The sequence below is a fragment of the Nocardia sp. NPDC059236 genome, from assembly GCF_042754085.1.
GTDB lineage: Bacteria > Actinomycetota > Actinomycetes > Mycobacteriales > Mycobacteriaceae > Nocardia.
On the sequence record NZ_JBHZAF010000018.1, the window covers coordinates 145020 to 159997 of the forward strand.

Sequence of the window (14978 nt, forward strand, 5' to 3'; positions counted from 1 at the left end):
TGTGATTAAGTTCGCGGCGGAAGCGATCGGCAGGGCGGTCGCGAGCGTTACGTAACGGGGGGTTCTCAATTCCCCTCCGATGCGAGGCTCCTCGATGCCCGGAGCGATCGTGCCGCCGAGGGACGAAGGAATTGAGCGAAACGTGAAGCACCGCAAGCCGAGTCGGATCAAGGCGAGCACCTCCCTGACGCTGGCCGGTGCGGCCGCGGTGGTGTCGCTGCTGTCCGCGCCCGCCAATGCCGCCCCCGCCGACCCGGGCGCGGTCCCGGCGGATCAGCAGCAGCCCGACGGCACCCAGCCGCCCACCGAGTCGCCGGCCCCGGACACGAAGGCACAGGTCGTGCCCGCGCCCAAGCCGGAGAACGTGCAGCCGGGCACCACCAAGCCGCAGCAGAGCCAGCCGGGCGTCACCACCCCGACCACGCCGAACACCCCGGCACCGGACAACGGTGCGGCCAAGCCGGATTCGGGTCAGCCGCAGGGCGCCACCCAGCCGGACGGCACCACCCCGAAGCCGGACGCCAACGCGCCCAAGAGCGATCCGAACGTGCAGCCGGCCGGCACCGACCCGCAGCCCGCGCAGCCCAAGTCGCTGCGGCCCTCGCAGCCGGGTGTGACCGTGCCGCGCGTGGCGCCGCTGCCGGTGCCGGGTCAGTCGACCCAGGCCCAGCCCGCGGTCACCACCCCGCAGCCGAACCAGCCGGGCCAGCAGACCCAGCCGGGCCAGCAGCCGGGTCAGCAGGGCGCCCAGCCGGTGAAGCCGAACGACCAGAACGCGCAGCCGGCCGTCACCACCCCGAACCAGGATCCGGCCGTGGACACCATGACCGGCCAGCCGACCGTCACCCCGCAGCAGCAGCCGCACTGGCAGTCGCCCGCGGTCGACACCGCCCCGGCCGCGCCGGTGGTCGAGATGACCGGTCCGCACACCGAGCTCGGCGTCAACCTCGACGGCGGCGCGGTGCTGCCGGGCTGGGCCGCCAATACCCACCACTTCAGCAACCTGGACGGTTACGTCGGCACCATCGGCTACACCACGCCGGGCGGCATCGGTGAGGCCGGCATGTCGCTGGACTTCACCAAGGTGAACCAGATCAAGGTGACCGCGTTCGCGGGCAATGGTCCCGACAACGACCAGAAGATGGAGTTCGTGCTCGACACGGCCGCGGCCAATGCGGCCAAGGCCGATGCGGAGAACTTCATCCGCCTGCTGCCGGGCGGCGCTACCGTCCTGGAGGCCGCGGGCCAGATTGGTAAGCTCCCCGAGGGTGATCGGCCGTCGCAATCGGTCGACGTCGCCGGGGTGACCGCACAGGTGGGCGGCTCGGTTCAGTACTGACAGGTCAGTCAGGGACCGGATAAGGTGCCGGCGGGAGCAGTGTTGTCGCGTGGGGCGGTCGGGAGCGACCGCCCCACGTGTCTGTGGCGAAAGGACGGGTGATGGCTTCGGGCAAGGACGAATCCGCCGACCGTCAGGTATCCGAGGGCCGGCAGCCGGAATCGGCCGGTCCGCCGGATTCCGGGTTCGGGCCCTCGCTCAATGATTTCGGGCCGTCACTCAATGATTTCGGGCCGTCGCTGAACGACTTCGGTCCCGCGCCCACCGCCGCCGCCCCGGGCTGGAGTCCCGCGCCCGCTCCGCAGAGTCCCGATCTGTCCTGGCGGCCCGCGGGCGCGCCGCCGCAGTTTCGCGCGCCCGACGCGTGGCAGCCGGTCACCGGTCAGTACCCGCCCGTCACCGGAATGTCCACGGGCCAGTATCCGGCCGTGGACGGCGCCGGGCAGGCGAGTACCGCCGATGTCGAACAGACCGTGAGAATCCCGCCTGGCGGGTCGCAATCGGCAGCCGCGGACGCGGCGACGCCCCGCGCCGCTGATCCGTCGGCCGCCGAACGGAATTCGGCGGGCGGTGACGAGACCTCCGAGCCGGACGGGCCCGCGGATTCCTGGTGGCGCTCCGCGCCCAGCGGCTTCCCGCCCGCGCCGCCATCGGAATCGGCTGCGGCCCAAGGGGAATCGCTGTCCTGGGCGGACGATCCGATCGTCAAGGCGCTGGCGCCGAAAACCCCTGTGCCGGAGCGCAAGCCGGAGTCCGAGGGCCCGCCGTGGCGCCGGATCGGCCTGATCGCGGGCGCGGCGGTGCTGGTGCTGGCGGTGGCCGGCGCCGCGGTCTTCGCGGTCACCCGCGGCAAGGACGACACGGCGGCCGGCGGGGCCACCACCACCGGCGCGGCCGCGCCCACCGCGACCGACGCCGCGCTGAGCTGCCCGGCCAAGCAGGACGGCAAGCTGACCATCGGCAACGGCGCGGGCGGCACCGGCAGCGGTGTCGACGCGATTCTCGGCTTCGAGCACGCCTTCTACGTGGACCGCAACGGCGCGAAGGCGCGCACATTCGTGGTGCCGGAGGCGACGACGGTCCAGCCGGCCGACGTCATCCAGCACAAGGGCATCGATCTGCTCAAGCCGGGCACCACCTACTGCCTGAAGATCGTCGAGGCCGGCCCGGAGTCCTACGACGTGGACATCACCGAGCATCACGCGGACGGCACCACCGATGTCTACACCGAGCACATCATGACCACGGTGCGTGACGGTAAACACCTGATCATGTCGATCGAGTAGCCGGACCTGGGCGTCTGGTGGAAGCCGGGGCCGGTCCACCGGCGCCGAAGTGGACCTATCGTCCCATGATTCGGGAATGGGATTTCATATCCTGGTAGCCGTGTGACATGGTGGAATTTCGCATACCCCGGCATCGCCTTCGGAGGTGTTTCCATGTCCGCGACCTTCCCGCCCCTCGCGCGGCGTCTCGACGGCCTGCAGAGCTCGGCGATTCGTGACCTGCTCAAGCTCACCTCGCGCGCGGACATCATCAGCTTGGCCGGAGGTTTGCCGGACGCCGAACTCATGCCCCGCGACCGCATCGCGGTAGCCGCCGACGCGGCGCTGTCCGACCGCTCCCGGCTCCAGTACACCGAGTCCCCGGGCTGGGGCCCGCTGCGCGAGGTGCTGGCCGCCCGCGAGTCCGGCCGGCTGGGCCGCGCGGTCCCGGTCGAGGAGATCTTCGTGACCCACGGCTCGCAGCAGGCGCTGTCGCTGCTGTCGGAGGTGCTGCTGGACCCGGGCGCGCTGGTCGTGGTGGAGGATCCCGCGTATGTCGGTGCGCTGCAGGTCTTCCGGGCCGCCGGGGCGCGCATCGTGGCCGTGCCCCTGGACTCCGAGGGCATGCGCCTGGACGCCCTGCGCGAGCTGCTGGCGGCGGGGGAGCGCCCGGCCGTGGTCCACACGGTCAGCAACTTCCACAATCCGGGCGGGGTCACTCTGAGCCCCGAGCGCCGCCGCGAGCTGGCGAATCTGGCCGAGCAGTACGGCTTCTGGATCATCGAGGACGACCCGTACGGCGAGCTCTGGTTCGACCGGCCCTCGCCCGCGCCGGTGGCGACCTACTCGCCCAACGTGATCCGCCTCTCCAGCGCCTCGAAGATCCTCGCCCCCACGCTGCGCGCGGGCTGGATGATCGCCCCCGCCCCGGTGTGCCGCGCCGTGGAGCTGCTCAAGCAGGGCGCGGACCTGTGCGGTTCGGCGCTGACCCAGCAGATCACCGCGGACCTGCTCGCCGACACCGAATGGCTTGCCGGCCACGTGGATTCGGTCCGCCAGGTCTACGGCACCCGCGCCAAGGCGCTCGTCGACGCCGTGCGCGGCCGCTTCGGCGACCGCGTCTCCAGCACCGACGCCGCCGGCGGCATGTTCGTGTGGGTCGACTTCACCGACGGCACCGACACCACCGCCCTGCTGTCCCGGGCGCTCGACGCGGGCGTCGCCTACGTCCCCGGCAATGCCTTCGCCGTCTCCACGGACTACACCCACTCGATGCGGCTGTGCTTCACCACCTCCGACGAGGCGACGCTCGCGGAAGCCGTCGACCGGCTGGCCAAGGCGCACGCGTCGGCGTAGTGCTCACACCCGGTCGGGCGTAGTGCTCACACCCAGTCGTAGGTGCGTTCCACCGCCTTGTTCCACTCGCCCATGAGGTGGTCGCGGTCGGCGGCCGGCATGGCCGGGGTCCAGCGTTTGTCCTCGGCCCAGTTGGCGCGGATGTCGTCGGTGGAGGACCAGTAGCCCACCGCGAGACCGGCCGCGTAGGCGGCGCCCAGGGCGGTGGTCTCGGTGACGACCGGCCGGACCACGGTGGCGTCGAGGATGTCGGACTGGAACTGCATGAGCAGTTCGTTGACCACCATGCCGCCGTCCACCTTGAGGGTGACCTTCTCGACATCCAGGCGCTGCGCGTCGGCATCGGCGCGCATGGCGTCGATGACCTCACGGGTCTGGAAAGCGGTGGCCTCCAACACGGCTCGGGCCAGGTGACCCTTGGTGACGAAGCGGGTCAGGCCGGCCACCACGCCGCGCGCGTCGGGCCGCCAGCGCGGGGCGAACAGACCGGAGAAGGCGGGAACCACATACGCGCCGCCATTGTCGGCGACCGTGCGGGCCAGCGGTTCGATCTCCTCGGCGGCGGAGATGATGCCCAGATTGTCGCGCAGCCACTGCACCAGCGAGCCGGTGACCGCGATCGAGCCCTCCAGTGCATAGACCGCGGGCTGATCGCCCAGCCGATAGCAGACGGTGGTGAGCAGCCCGTGCTCGCTGAAGACCGGGGTGGTACCGGTGTTCATGAGCATGAAATTGCCGGTGCCGTAGGTGTTCTTGGTGTCGCCGGGGGACAGGCAGGCCTGGCCGAAGGTGGCGGCCTGCTGGTCGCCGAGAATGCCGGCCACCGGGACGCCGGTGAGGGCGCCGACGGTGATGGGCGCGTAAACCTCGGAGCTGCTGCGGATTTCGGGCAGCATGGCCATGGGCACGCCGAATTCGGCGCAGATCTGCGGATCCCATTGCAGCGTGCGCAGATCCATCAGCATGGTGCGCGAGGCATTGGTGACGTCGGTGATGTGCAGGCCGGTCAGGTTCCACAGGATCCAGCTGTCCATGGTGCCGAAGCACAGTTCCCCGGACTCGGCGCGCAGCCGCGCGCCCGGCACGGCGTCGAGGATCCAGCGCAGTTTCGGCCCGGCGAAATAGGTGGACAGCGGCAGGCCGGTGCGGTCGGCGTAGCGGTTGGGGCCCTGGTCGCCGGCGAGTTCCGCGGTGAGGTCGGCTGTGCGGGTGTCCTGCCAGACGATGGCGTTGTGGATGGGCTTGCCGGTGGCGCGTTCCCAGACCACGGTGGTCTCACGCTGATTGGTGACGCCGGCGGCCACCACGTCCGCGGCGCCGATGCCGCAACTCCGCAATGCCTCGGCGATCACCGATTCGGTGTTGCGCCAAATGGATTCGGGATCGTGTTCGACCCATCCGGGTCGCGGGAAGATCTGTTCGTGTTCCCGCTGAGCGACTCCGGCGATTCGGCCCTGATGATCGAAGACGATGCACCGACTCGACGTCGTGCCCTGATCGATGGCGGCCACATAGCGACGCATTGATCGAGGCTAACCGACCGGACCTACTACTGTGGGCTACGGTAGCGCTGGGTAGCCGAAAATTAGCCCGGAGGAGACTCGCATGACGAATCAATCGCGATCGCAGTTCCTCGGCCCCGAGCAGCGTGAGGCTGCCTGGGGGCGGCTCGGCAAGGACACCTTCGACGTCATCGTCATCGGCGGCGGCGTGGTCGGCGCCGGAATCGCGCTGGACGCCGCCACCCGGGGCCTGGAGGTCGCCCTGGTCGAGGCCCGCGACCTGGCCTCCGGTACCTCCAGTCGCTCCTCCAAGATGTTCCACGGCGGTCTGCGCTACCTGGAGATGATGGAATTCGGGCTGGTCCGTGAGGCGCTCAGGGAGCGGGAGCTGGCGCTGTCCACGCTGGCGCCGCACCTGGTGAAGCCGCTGAAATTCCTCTATCCGCTCACCCACCTCGGCTGGGAGCGTCCCTACGTGACCGCCGGCCTGGTGCTCTACGACACCATGGGCGGCGCGAAATCCGTTCCCGGACAGCACCATCTGACCCGCTCGGCCGCGCTGCGGCAGGCCCCCGGCCTGAAGCGCGACGCCCTCACCGGCGGGGTGAACTACTACGACACCGTCGTCGACGACGCCCGCCACACCATGACCGTGGCCCGCACCGCCGCCCACTACGGCGCGGTCATCCGCACCTCCACGCAGGTGGTCGGCTTCCTCAAGGAGGCGGACCGGGTGGTCGGCATCAAGGTGCGTGACACCGAGGACGGCCGCACCACCGAGGTGCGCGGCAATGTCGTCATCAATGCCACCGGCGTGTGGACCGACGAACTCCAGGCGCTCGCACAGCAACGCGGCCGATTCCATGTGCGCGCGTCCAAGGGCGTGCACATCGTGGTGCCGCGCGACCGCATCGCCAGCGATACCTCGCTCATCCTGCGCACCGAGAAGTCCGTGCTCTTCGTCATCGCCTGGAACACCGACCACTGGATCATCGGCACCACCGACACCGACTGGAACCTCGACCTCGCGCACCCGGCCGCCACCAGGTCCGACATCGACTACCTGCTCGAACGCGTCAACAAGGTGCTGGTCACGCCGCTCACCCCCGCCGATATCACGGGCGTCTACGCCGGCCTGCGGCCGCTGCTGGCGGGGGAGAGCGACCAGACCTCCAAGCTGTCCCGCGAACACGCGGTGGCCCGCATCGCCCCCGGCCTGGTCGCGATCGCCGGCGGCAAGTACACCACCTACCGGGTCATGGCCTACGACGCGGTCGACGAAGCGGCACAGTACATTCCGCAGCGGGTGCCACCCACCATCACCGAGAAGGTGCCGCTGCTGGGCGCGGACGGCTATCACGCGCTGATGAACCAGACCCCGCACCTGGCCGAGAAGTACGGCGTCCACCCGTACCGGATCCAGCATCTGCTCAACCGCTACGGCTCCCTCATCGACGAGGTGCTCGGCCTCGCCGACGGCAAACCCGATCTGCTGCAACCGATCACGGACTCACCCGGCTACCTGCGGGTGGAGGCCGTCTACGCGGCCGCCGCCGAGGCCGCCCTGCACCTGGACGACATCATGGCCCGGCGCACCCGCATCTCCATCGAATACGCCCACCGCGGTGTCGATTCCGCCGACGAGGTGGCGCGGCTGGTGGCCCCGGTGCTGGGCTGGTCGGAGGCCGATATCGAGCGGGAGGTGGCGATCTACACCGCCCGGGTCCGGGCCGAGATCGACTCCCAGACCCAGCCCGACGACGCCTCCGCCGACGCGCTGCGCCTGGTGGCCCCGGAGGCGCGCCGGGAAGTGGCGGACGCTCAGCGCACCAACTTGTAATTGAACTCCGTGGTGCCCAGTGCACCCATGAGCCGCACCCACAGCGGGAGCATCATCTCGGTGCCGCGGGCGGTGGTGATATCGCCCAGGTCGATGATGTCGCGCCAGCCGAACTCGCGTAGCAGGCCGCTCACGGTCTCCTTGGCCTCGGCGTCGTCACCCGAGACGAAGATCGTGTGGTCGCCGCCCGCCACCCGCTCCGGATGCACCATCACCTCGGCGGTGACGGTATTGAGCGTCTTCACCACTCGCGCCTCGGGAAACGCCCGCTGCACCTGCTCGCCGACCGAATCGGTGTTGCAGATCGCGAGAAACGGCGGAAATCCCAGCGAGAAGTCCAGCGGATTCGAAATGTCCACCACCACCTTTCCCGCCAGATGCGCCGCCCCCGCGCCTGACAGCGCGGCCACACTGGCCTGCCCCGCCGTCGCGTTGATGATCATTTCCGCCCCGGCCGCGGCCGCTGCCGCCGTGGCCAGCGGCGCCGGAAACGGCTCCTCCTCCCGCGCCTCCGTGGCCTGGACATCCCGGGTCCCGATCACCACGTCATGTCCCAGTTCCACCAACCGCGCCGACAACGTCCGCCCGACCGCCCCGGTGCCCAGGATTGCGATTTTCATGCCCGCAACCCTAGGCCCGGAAACCGGGCCCGGGAACGCATTTCGGCAGCGACGAATTGTGACTGTCGCGTGAATTTCGCGCCACGGCCTGCCGCCGAGAGCGGTCAGCGGTGGGGCGGCTGGCAGCGGGGGCAGAAGTAGATGCCGCGTTCGGCGCGGGTCGCGTTCGTGTCGTCGCCGAGCAGATGGACGACCAGGGCCGTGCCGCAGCGGGGGCAGGGGCGGTGCTGGCGGCCGTATGCCTGTGCGCGCCAAGGTGGTTCGTTGGCGGCCTCGACCAGGACACGGTGGGCCTCGTCGACCAGGGCGGCCAGGTCCTCGATCTCGCCGACCGGGGTGGCGGGATGCACGCGGCGGAGGAAACAGATTTCGCTGCGGTAGATATTGCCGATCCCGGCGAGGTTGGTCTGATCGAGCAGGGCCAGGCCGATGGGCCGGCCGGGGTCGCCGGACAGGCGGCGGACCGCCTCGGCGGGATCCCAGTCCGGGCCCAGCAGGTCGGGGCCGAGATGGTCGGTCGCGGTGTGTTCGTCGGGGCGGCGCAGGACTTCGACCAGGCCGAGGGAGAAGCCGACGGCTTCGGCGTCCGCGGTGGCCAGGATCAGGCGCGCGGTGAAACCCGGTCTGGTCCACCGTTGTCCGGGTGCATAGACCCGCCACAGCCCGTCCATCTTGAGATGGGTGTGGATGCTCAGGTCCGGGGTGCGGACGAACAGGTGCTTGCCGTAGGTCCCGACGCTCTCGATCTCCCGGCCCCTCAGGTCGAGCGTCGCGTATCTGGGCACCCGGAAGTCGCTGCGGGTCAGCACCTTGCCCGCCAGGGCTTTTCGGAGCCGGTTGGCGGTGAGAAAGACCGCGTCGCCCTCAGGCATGCGCGCTCACGGGCGGCTCCGTAGCCGGAAGCCCTTCGGGGTCGTCGCGAAACCGGCCTCGGTGAGGAAGCCGGCGAAGGTGTTGCCGTGCACCGATTCCCCGTTCACCCGGTCGATGACCAGGGAATCCACCCGGCGGTCGTGGACCAGGGCGGCCAGGGCGGTGGCCGCGGCGGTGCGCACCGCCGGGTCCTCGGTGAAAGTGAGCAGGGTCTTGCCGCCGCGCTCCAGATACAGCGCGAGTTCGCCGTCGACCAGGACCACCAGCGCCCCCGCCTTGCGACCGGGACGGTGTCCCGCGCCCTCGGCCGCCGCCTTGGGCCAGGGGAGCGCCGCGCCGTACGTATTCGCCGGATCGCAGGCCGCCAAGGCCACCGCGATCCCGACCGGCTCGGGTGAGAATCCGTCGCCCGCCGCGCGGGTGCGATCGGTGTCGAAGGAGCGCAGGCGGTCCACCACGTCGGTGGTCGAGAACTGCGCGCCGCCCAGCGAATCCACGAAGTATCCGCGACGGCAGCGGCCGCGATCCTCGAACTCGGTGAGCACCCGGTACATGAGCGCGAACCCGCCCGGCACGCCTTCGCTCTGCACCGAGCCGCGGGTCAGCACGCCGTACCGCTCCAGCAGTACATCGGCGGTGGCGTGGGCGCGAATCGTGGTGTCGGCCACCCGTTCCGGCAGCAGCGACCAGCGGCCCGATACCTGTGGCGAGGCGGTGCGGGCGGGCATTCCGGTGCGCGGCAGGTACATTCGCCCGCGCGGGGCGCGGCGCGGCGTCCGGTGCGCGGTGGTGGTGCGGGTGGTGCCCGCCAGCAGGGCGCGCACGGGCGCGAAGGTGTCGCCGCCGATGTGCCCGGCCCACACCAGATCCCACAGTGCGGTCGTCACGGTGGCCTCGTCGTCGGAACCGGCGCTGTCCACCAGCTGCCGGAAGAAGTACGCGCCCCCGGTATTGCCAGCGACCACCTGGTATTCGCCCTTCGGCAGCGTGGTGCCGACCGGCTCCTCGCCCTCCGCCCCCGCGACCCGTGCGGCCGCATCGACGGTGCCGCCGATCACGGTGGCCCCCAGGGTCGTCAGCAGCCCGATGTGCCGGTCGGTGAGATCGATGTCATCGGGCGGCGGCAGCGTCAGTCCCGCCTGTTCGGCCGGATGCAGGGCGATCCAGCCGTCCTTGGCGGTGATCGACCCGTGCCCCGACCAGATCACCTCGCCGGTGGCCATGAGCTCGTCCAGCATGGCGGGGGAGTAGTCGCGCACCCGCAGCGGCAGGATCAGCGATTCCCACGCCGAGGCCGGAATCGGCACGCCCGCAAGCTGTTCCACCACGGCCGCGACACCGTCCACGCCGCGCAGCTCCCCGGAGCCGACATGCTGCCAGGACGGCAGGAAGCGGCCCAGCGCGGCGGTCGCCACCGGTTCCACCTCCTTGCGGGCGGCGGCCAGCGAGCGCCGGCGCAGGCGGCGCAGCACCTCGCTGTCACACCACTCCGCGCCCGCCGCACCGGGCGTGAATTCGCCCTCCACCACCCGCTTCTCGAGCCCGAGGCGGTGCAGCGCGGTGGCCGCCACGGCCGGGCCCAGCCCGAAACGATGCGCCGCCTGCGTCAGGGTGAACGGCCCGTGCGTGCGCGCGTAGCGGCCGATCAGGTCGCCCAGCGGATCGGCGACCGGCTCGATGAAGGCCGCCGGGACCCCGATGGGCAGCGGCACGCCGAGCGCGTCCCGCAGCCGCGAGGCGTCCTCGATGGCCACCCACCACTGCGACCCCGCGAAGGAAACCTCCAGCGCCCGGCGCGATTTCACCAGCTCCGCGAACCACTCGCGCGGCTCCGCCACGCACCGCTCGGCCGCCTCCGCGGCCGTCAGCGGGCCCAGCAGCCGCAGCAGATCGGCCAGCCCCTCCAGATCCCGCGCCTGCCGCTCGGGCGTGAGCCGCTGCAATTCCCGCTCGGTCTGCTCCAACACCCCGGCATCCAGCAACTCCCGCAGCTCGACCCGGCCCAGCAGCTCCGCCAGCAGGCTGGAATCCAGCGACAGCGCCGCCGCCCGCCGCTCCGCCAGCGGGCTGTCGCCCTCGTACATGAACTGCCCGATGTAGTCGAACAGCAGGGAATTCGCGAACGGCGACGGCGCGGCCGTCTCCACCTCGACCAGCCGGATCTGCCGCCGCGCCACCCGGCCCAGCAGGTCCCGCAGCGAGGGCAGGTCGTAGACGTCCTGGAGGCACTCCCGCACGGTCTCCAGCAGGATCGGGAACTCGGGGAACTTGCGCGCCACGTCCAGCAGCTGCGCCGCCCGCTGCCGCTGCTGCCACAGCGGCGCGCGTTTGCCCGGATCCCGGCGCGGCAGCAGCAGCGCCCGCGCCGCGCACTCCCGGAACCGCGACGCGAAAAGCGCTGACCCGCCGACCTGTTCGGTCACCAGATCGTCGATCTCGTCGGTCTCGAACACGAACAGCTCGGCCCCCGGCGGATCGTCGGTGGTGTCCGGCAGGCGCACCACGATCCCGTCGTCCGACGGGGTCGGCGCGGCATCCACCCCGAACCGCTCCCGCAGCCGGGCCGCGACCGCCAGCGCCCACGGCGCGTGCACGGGCAGCCCGTACGGCGAGTGCAACACCACCCGCCAGTCGCCCAGCTCGTCCCGGAACCGCTCCACCACCAGCGTCTTGTCCGTCGGCAGCTGCCCGGTGGCCTCCCGCTGTTCGGCGAGCAGCGCCACCAGATTCCCGGTCGCGTTCTCGTCCAGGCCCGCGGTCCGGGAGACCCGCTCGAGTTCGGATTCCGGTGTGGGCTTGCGCCCGGTGGTTTTCGAGGCGCGTGCTTTCGAAGCAGCGGCTTTCGGGGAGTCCGCCGCCTTGGCTTCGGGATCGTGACCCGCGGCGAATTCGGCCAGGGCCTGTGCCAATTCGACGGGGGCCCGCCCCTTGGATTTCCCGGCTGCCTTCTGTCCGGCCGCCGGGGGCTCGGCCGTGCCTCGGCCGGCCGCACGGTGCTGTTCGACGGCCTGTCCGGCGAGGCGCACGAATTCACCCAGCGCCGCGCCCAATTCGGCGGGGCGGCCCAGGGAATCGCCGTGCCAGAAGGGAAGCCGCCCGGGGAGCCCGAAGGCGGGTGTCACCAGCACTCGATCGAAGGTGATCTCCTCGATCCGCCAGCTCGTCGCACCCAGGGCGAAGACATCACCCACCCGCGACTCGTAGACCATCTCCTCGTCCAGTTCGCCGACGCGGGACGCTTTTTCGCCGACCATGAAGACCGGGAACAGGCCGCGGTCCGGAATCGCTCCGCCCGAGGTCACCGCCAGCCGTTGCGCGCCGGGGCGGCCGGTGAGGGTGCCCGCGTCGCGGTCCCAGACGATGCGCGGCCGGAGTTCGGCGAACTCGTCGGAGGGGTAGCGTCCCGCCAGCAGGTCCAGGACCGACTCGTAGGCCGAACGGGGCAGCGCCGCATAGCTTCCCGTGCCGCGGACGGTGTCGAACCAGGCGTCGGCGTCGATCGGCTCCAGGGCACAGGCCGCCACGGTCTGCTGGGCGAGGATGTCGAGCGGGTGGGCGGGGGCCTGGAGTTGCTCGATCTGCCCGGCGGTCATGCGCAGGGACGCGACCGCGCAGTGGATGACATCGGTGCGGTGCTTGGGGAAGATCACGCCCCGCGAGATCTCACCCACCTGGTGCCCGGCCCGGCCCACCCGCTGCAACCCGGAGGCCACCGAGGGCGGCGCCTCCACCTGCACCACCAACTCGACCGCACCCATGTCGATGCCGAGTTCGAGGCTGCTGGTGGCGACCACGCAGCGTAGCCGTCCACTCTTGAGGTCGTCTTCGATGAGCGCCCGCTGCTCCTTGCTCACCGACCCGTGATGGGCGCGCGCGAGAAGCGTTGTGGCGCCGTGGATCACCTCCGTGGACGCGCCCAGTTGGGCGGGCGGCGCGTGCTCGGTGTCCACCGTCTCGCCGATGCGCGCCGCGTACGCCTCGTTCAGGCGCGCCGTGAGCCGCTCCGACAGCCGCCGCGAATTCGCGAACACGATCGACGACCGGTGCTCGAGCACCAGATCCACGATGGCCTCGTCCACGTGCGGCCAGATCGAGCCAGGCTGATCCGAATCCTCCGCGCCCGCATCGGGTTCGGTCATATCGGGCACCGGCACCCGCACCGACAGGTCGAAGGTCTTGGGCGCGGGCGGGGCGACAATCGTGATGGGCGCGCTCCCCACCAGGAACCGCCCCACCTCCTCCGGCGGCCGCACCGTCGCCGACAGCCCGATCCGCTGTGCCGGACGTGCGGTGAGCAGGTCCAGTCGCGCCAGTGAAAGCGCCAGGTGCGCACCGCGTTTCGAGCCCGCGATGGCGTGCACCTCGTCCACGATCACGGTGTGCACCCCGCTCAGCGTCTCCCGCGCCGCCGAGGTCAGTAGGAGGAACAGCGATTCCGGCGTGGTGATCAGAATGTCCGGCGGGGTGCGCTGCATGGTGCGCCGATCCGCGGCGCTGGTGTCACCGGAACGCACCCCCACGCGAATCTCCGGTGCTGCCACACCCAAACGCTTGGCCGTCTGCGTGATCCCGACCAGCGGCGCCCGCAGATTCCGCTCCACATCCACGGCCAGCGCCTTGAGCGGAGAGATATAGAGCACCGATGTCTTGCGCGGCCCCTCGGCCGGTTCCCGGGTGGCCAGCTGGTCGATGGCCCACAGGAACGCCGACAGCGTCTTGCCCGACCCGGTGGGCGCGATCACCAGCGTGTGCTGCCCGGCCGCGATCGATTCCCACGCCCCGAGTTGCGCGGCCGTCGGCGCGGGGAACGCACCGTCGAACCACTCTCTGGTAGCGGGTGAGAACCGATGCATTGCCCCAGTCTGCACCCGCGCACCGACAGACTCCGCCAACCTGTCGGGGCAACCCCGTCATACGCGGCATCGCGATACGCCTCCAGATCCCGCGCGTAGGCTTCGGACCGTGCAGAAGGTGCTCCGACTCGACCTGGTCAGTCACGGTATGACCGAGGCGATGCGCAGAGCACGATTCCCGGTCGACGAACCCCTCACGGAAGCGGGCCGCCGCGCGGTCTCCGCCTGCGGCCGCCTGACCGCCGCCCGGGTGATCACCGCCCCCGAGCGCCGCACCATCGAAACCGCCACCCTCATGGGACTCACGGGTGACGAGGACGATCGACTACGCGATCTCGACGCCGGGGCCTGGCGCGGTGGCGAACTCATGTCCGTGCCCAAGGAAGACCTCTATCTCTGGCTCACCGACCCGGGCTTCCGCGGTCACGGCGGCGAGGCGGTGGTCGACGTCATCGAGCGCACCGGCGAATGGCTCGCCGATATCGCCCTCGACGGCGAACCCACCGTTGCCGTCACACATCCCGCGGTGATCCGCGCCGCGCTGCTGGTCACCCTCGACGCGCCCGCAAAGTCCTTCTGGCGCATCGATGTTCCGCCCGTCAGCGTCACCCGGCTGCACTATCGGGGCGAATGGACGCTCCACTTCCGCTCGTGACCGGCTAGCGCTGCGGAATGCGCTGCGCGGCGGCCAGCATGGCCCGCACGGCGTCGGTGATCAGGCGGGCCGAGATCCCGGGGTCCACGGCGCGTTGAATGCCAAGGCCCAGGCCGAGACTCAGCAGCGTGGTCGCGGCGTCCTCCGCCGACATGGGCAGGGTCAGGTACATGGAGTCGGCCAGCGCCTGCAGCTGAACCGCGACCGCGCCGCGCATCATGCTCAGGCTGGAGACCAGCGCGGCCTGCAGATCCGCGTCGTCGCGGGCCACGATGGCGAACTCGAATTCCAGCAAGGTCCAGCCGACATCGCCGAGTGTGCGCTCGGCCCAGCTCTGGAAGCGTGCCATCCGCGCCTCCAGGTCGTCCTCGCCGGCGAGCAGGTCGCTCAGCTCGGTGAACTTGGTCTCGTGAATGAGCGCCAGCACCTCGAGGCAGAGCGCGGATTTGGTCCGGAAGTTCGAGTAGACCGCGCCCTTGGAGTACCCGGCCTCCTCGGCGACCCGTTCCAGGCTGGTCTTGGCATACCCGTCGGTCAGGAACATCTCGCGCGCGGTGGCGAGCAGGTCCGCGCGGGTGCGCGCCTGGCTCTCGGTCCTGGTCAGTCGTGCCATGGCCACGATTCTATGTACTCCAGGATTTGGGATACCGACGGTATGTGAAAACTGCTAGTCTG

General features: G+C 70.7%; 10 protein-coding genes. 5 read left to right on the forward strand and 5 right to left on the reverse strand.

Annotated elements, in window-relative coordinates:
* Positions 1 to 142: 142 nt before the first annotated feature.
* From ACFXIV_RS36190 to ACFXIV_RS36200, 3 genes are all read left to right on the forward strand, one after another.
* Complete coding sequence (locus ACFXIV_RS36190; protein WP_379394883.1) at positions 143 to 1339, forward strand: hypothetical protein; 1197 nt, start codon at positions 143 to 145, stop codon at positions 1337 to 1339.
* Positions 1340 to 1440: 101 nt separating this feature from the next.
* Positions 1441 to 2625, forward strand: a complete 1185-nt coding sequence (locus ACFXIV_RS36195) for a hypothetical protein (RefSeq protein WP_379394885.1) — start codon at positions 1441 to 1443, stop codon at positions 2623 to 2625.
* 153 nt (positions 2626 to 2778) lie between these two features.
* Positions 2779 to 3960, forward strand: coding sequence for a PLP-dependent aminotransferase family protein (locus tag ACFXIV_RS36200; protein WP_379394887.1), 1182 nt, complete (start codon positions 2779 to 2781; stop codon positions 3958 to 3960).
* Between the two features lie 26 nt (positions 3961 to 3986).
* Here the strand turns inward: ACFXIV_RS36200 and glpK are convergent, their stop codons facing one another.
* The gene (gene glpK, locus ACFXIV_RS36205) at positions 3987 to 5483 is read right to left on the reverse strand and encodes a glycerol kinase GlpK (protein ID WP_379394889.1); all 1497 of its coding nucleotides are present in this window, start codon (positions 5481 to 5483) and stop codon (positions 3987 to 3989) included.
* Between the two features lie 82 nt (positions 5484 to 5565).
* On the opposite strand from glpK, the gene glpD reads away from it, so the two are divergent.
* Positions 5566 to 7302 carry a glycerol-3-phosphate dehydrogenase gene (gene glpD / locus ACFXIV_RS36210; protein ID WP_379394891.1) on the forward strand — a complete coding sequence of 579 codons (1737 nt, stop codon included), beginning with the start codon at positions 5566 to 5568 and terminating at the stop codon, positions 7300 to 7302.
* Here glpD and ACFXIV_RS36215 read toward each other — a convergent pair.
* The 3 genes from ACFXIV_RS36215 to ACFXIV_RS36225 all read right to left on the reverse strand — a co-directional run bounded on the left by ACFXIV_RS36215 (position 7284) and on the right by ACFXIV_RS36225 (position 13648).
* Positions 7284 to 7922: an NADPH-dependent F420 reductase gene (locus ACFXIV_RS36215; RefSeq protein WP_379394893.1), complete on the reverse strand. Its 639-nt coding sequence runs from the start codon at positions 7920 to 7922 to the stop codon at positions 7284 to 7286. The genes glpD and ACFXIV_RS36215 overlap by 19 nt on opposite strands.
* Positions 7923 to 8026: 104 nt before the next feature.
* The gene (locus ACFXIV_RS36220) at positions 8027 to 8794 is read right to left on the reverse strand and encodes an Fpg/Nei family DNA glycosylase (protein WP_379394895.1); all 768 of its coding nucleotides are present in this window, start codon (positions 8792 to 8794) and stop codon (positions 8027 to 8029) included.
* Between the two features lie 6 nt (positions 8795 to 8800).
* Positions 8801 to 13648 carry an ATP-dependent helicase gene (locus tag ACFXIV_RS36225; protein ID WP_379394897.1) on the reverse strand — a complete coding sequence of 1616 codons (4848 nt, stop codon included), beginning with the start codon at positions 13646 to 13648 and terminating at the stop codon, positions 8801 to 8803.
* 109 nt (positions 13649 to 13757) lie between these two features.
* Here ACFXIV_RS36225 and ACFXIV_RS36230 point away from each other — a divergent pair, with 109 nt between their 5' ends.
* Positions 13758 to 14303 carry a histidine phosphatase family protein gene (locus tag ACFXIV_RS36230; RefSeq protein ID WP_379394899.1) on the forward strand — a complete coding sequence of 182 codons (546 nt, stop codon included), beginning with the start codon at positions 13758 to 13760 and terminating at the stop codon, positions 14301 to 14303.
* Positions 14304 to 14307: 4 nt separating this feature from the next.
* Here ACFXIV_RS36230 and ACFXIV_RS36235 read toward each other — a convergent pair whose 3' ends face one another.
* Positions 14308 to 14916, reverse strand: coding sequence for a TetR/AcrR family transcriptional regulator (locus ACFXIV_RS36235; protein WP_379394901.1), 609 nt, complete (start codon positions 14914 to 14916; stop codon positions 14308 to 14310).
* Positions 14917 to 14978: the final 62 nt, after the last annotated feature.

Bases quoted from the DNA above. Each gene is read 5' to 3' on its own strand.
- ACFXIV_RS36235 (WP_379394901.1), bottom strand. From the start codon at position 14,916: ATGGCACGACTGACCAGGACCGAGAGCCAGGCGCGCACCCGCGCGGAC.
- glpK (WP_379394889.1), bottom strand. From the start codon at position 5,483: ATGCGTCGCTATGTGGCCGCCATCGATCAGGGCACGACGTCGAGTCGG.
- ACFXIV_RS36215 (WP_379394893.1), bottom strand. From the start codon at position 7,922: ATGAAAATCGCAATCCTGGGCACCGGGGCGGTCGGGCGGACGTTGTCG.
- ACFXIV_RS36220 (WP_379394895.1), bottom strand. From the start codon at position 8,794: ATGCCTGAGGGCGACGCGGTCTTTCTCACCGCCAACCGGCTCCGAAAA.
- ACFXIV_RS36195 (WP_379394885.1), top strand. From the start codon at position 1,441: ATGGCTTCGGGCAAGGACGAATCCGCCGACCGTCAGGTATCCGAGGGC.
- ACFXIV_RS36200 (WP_379394887.1), top strand. From the start codon at position 2,779: ATGTCCGCGACCTTCCCGCCCCTCGCGCGGCGTCTCGACGGCCTGCAG.
- ACFXIV_RS36225 (WP_379394897.1), bottom strand. From the start codon at position 13,648: ATGCATCGGTTCTCACCCGCTACCAGAGAGTGGTTCGACGGTGCGTTC.
- glpD (WP_379394891.1), top strand. From the start codon at position 5,566: ATGACGAATCAATCGCGATCGCAGTTCCTCGGCCCCGAGCAGCGTGAG.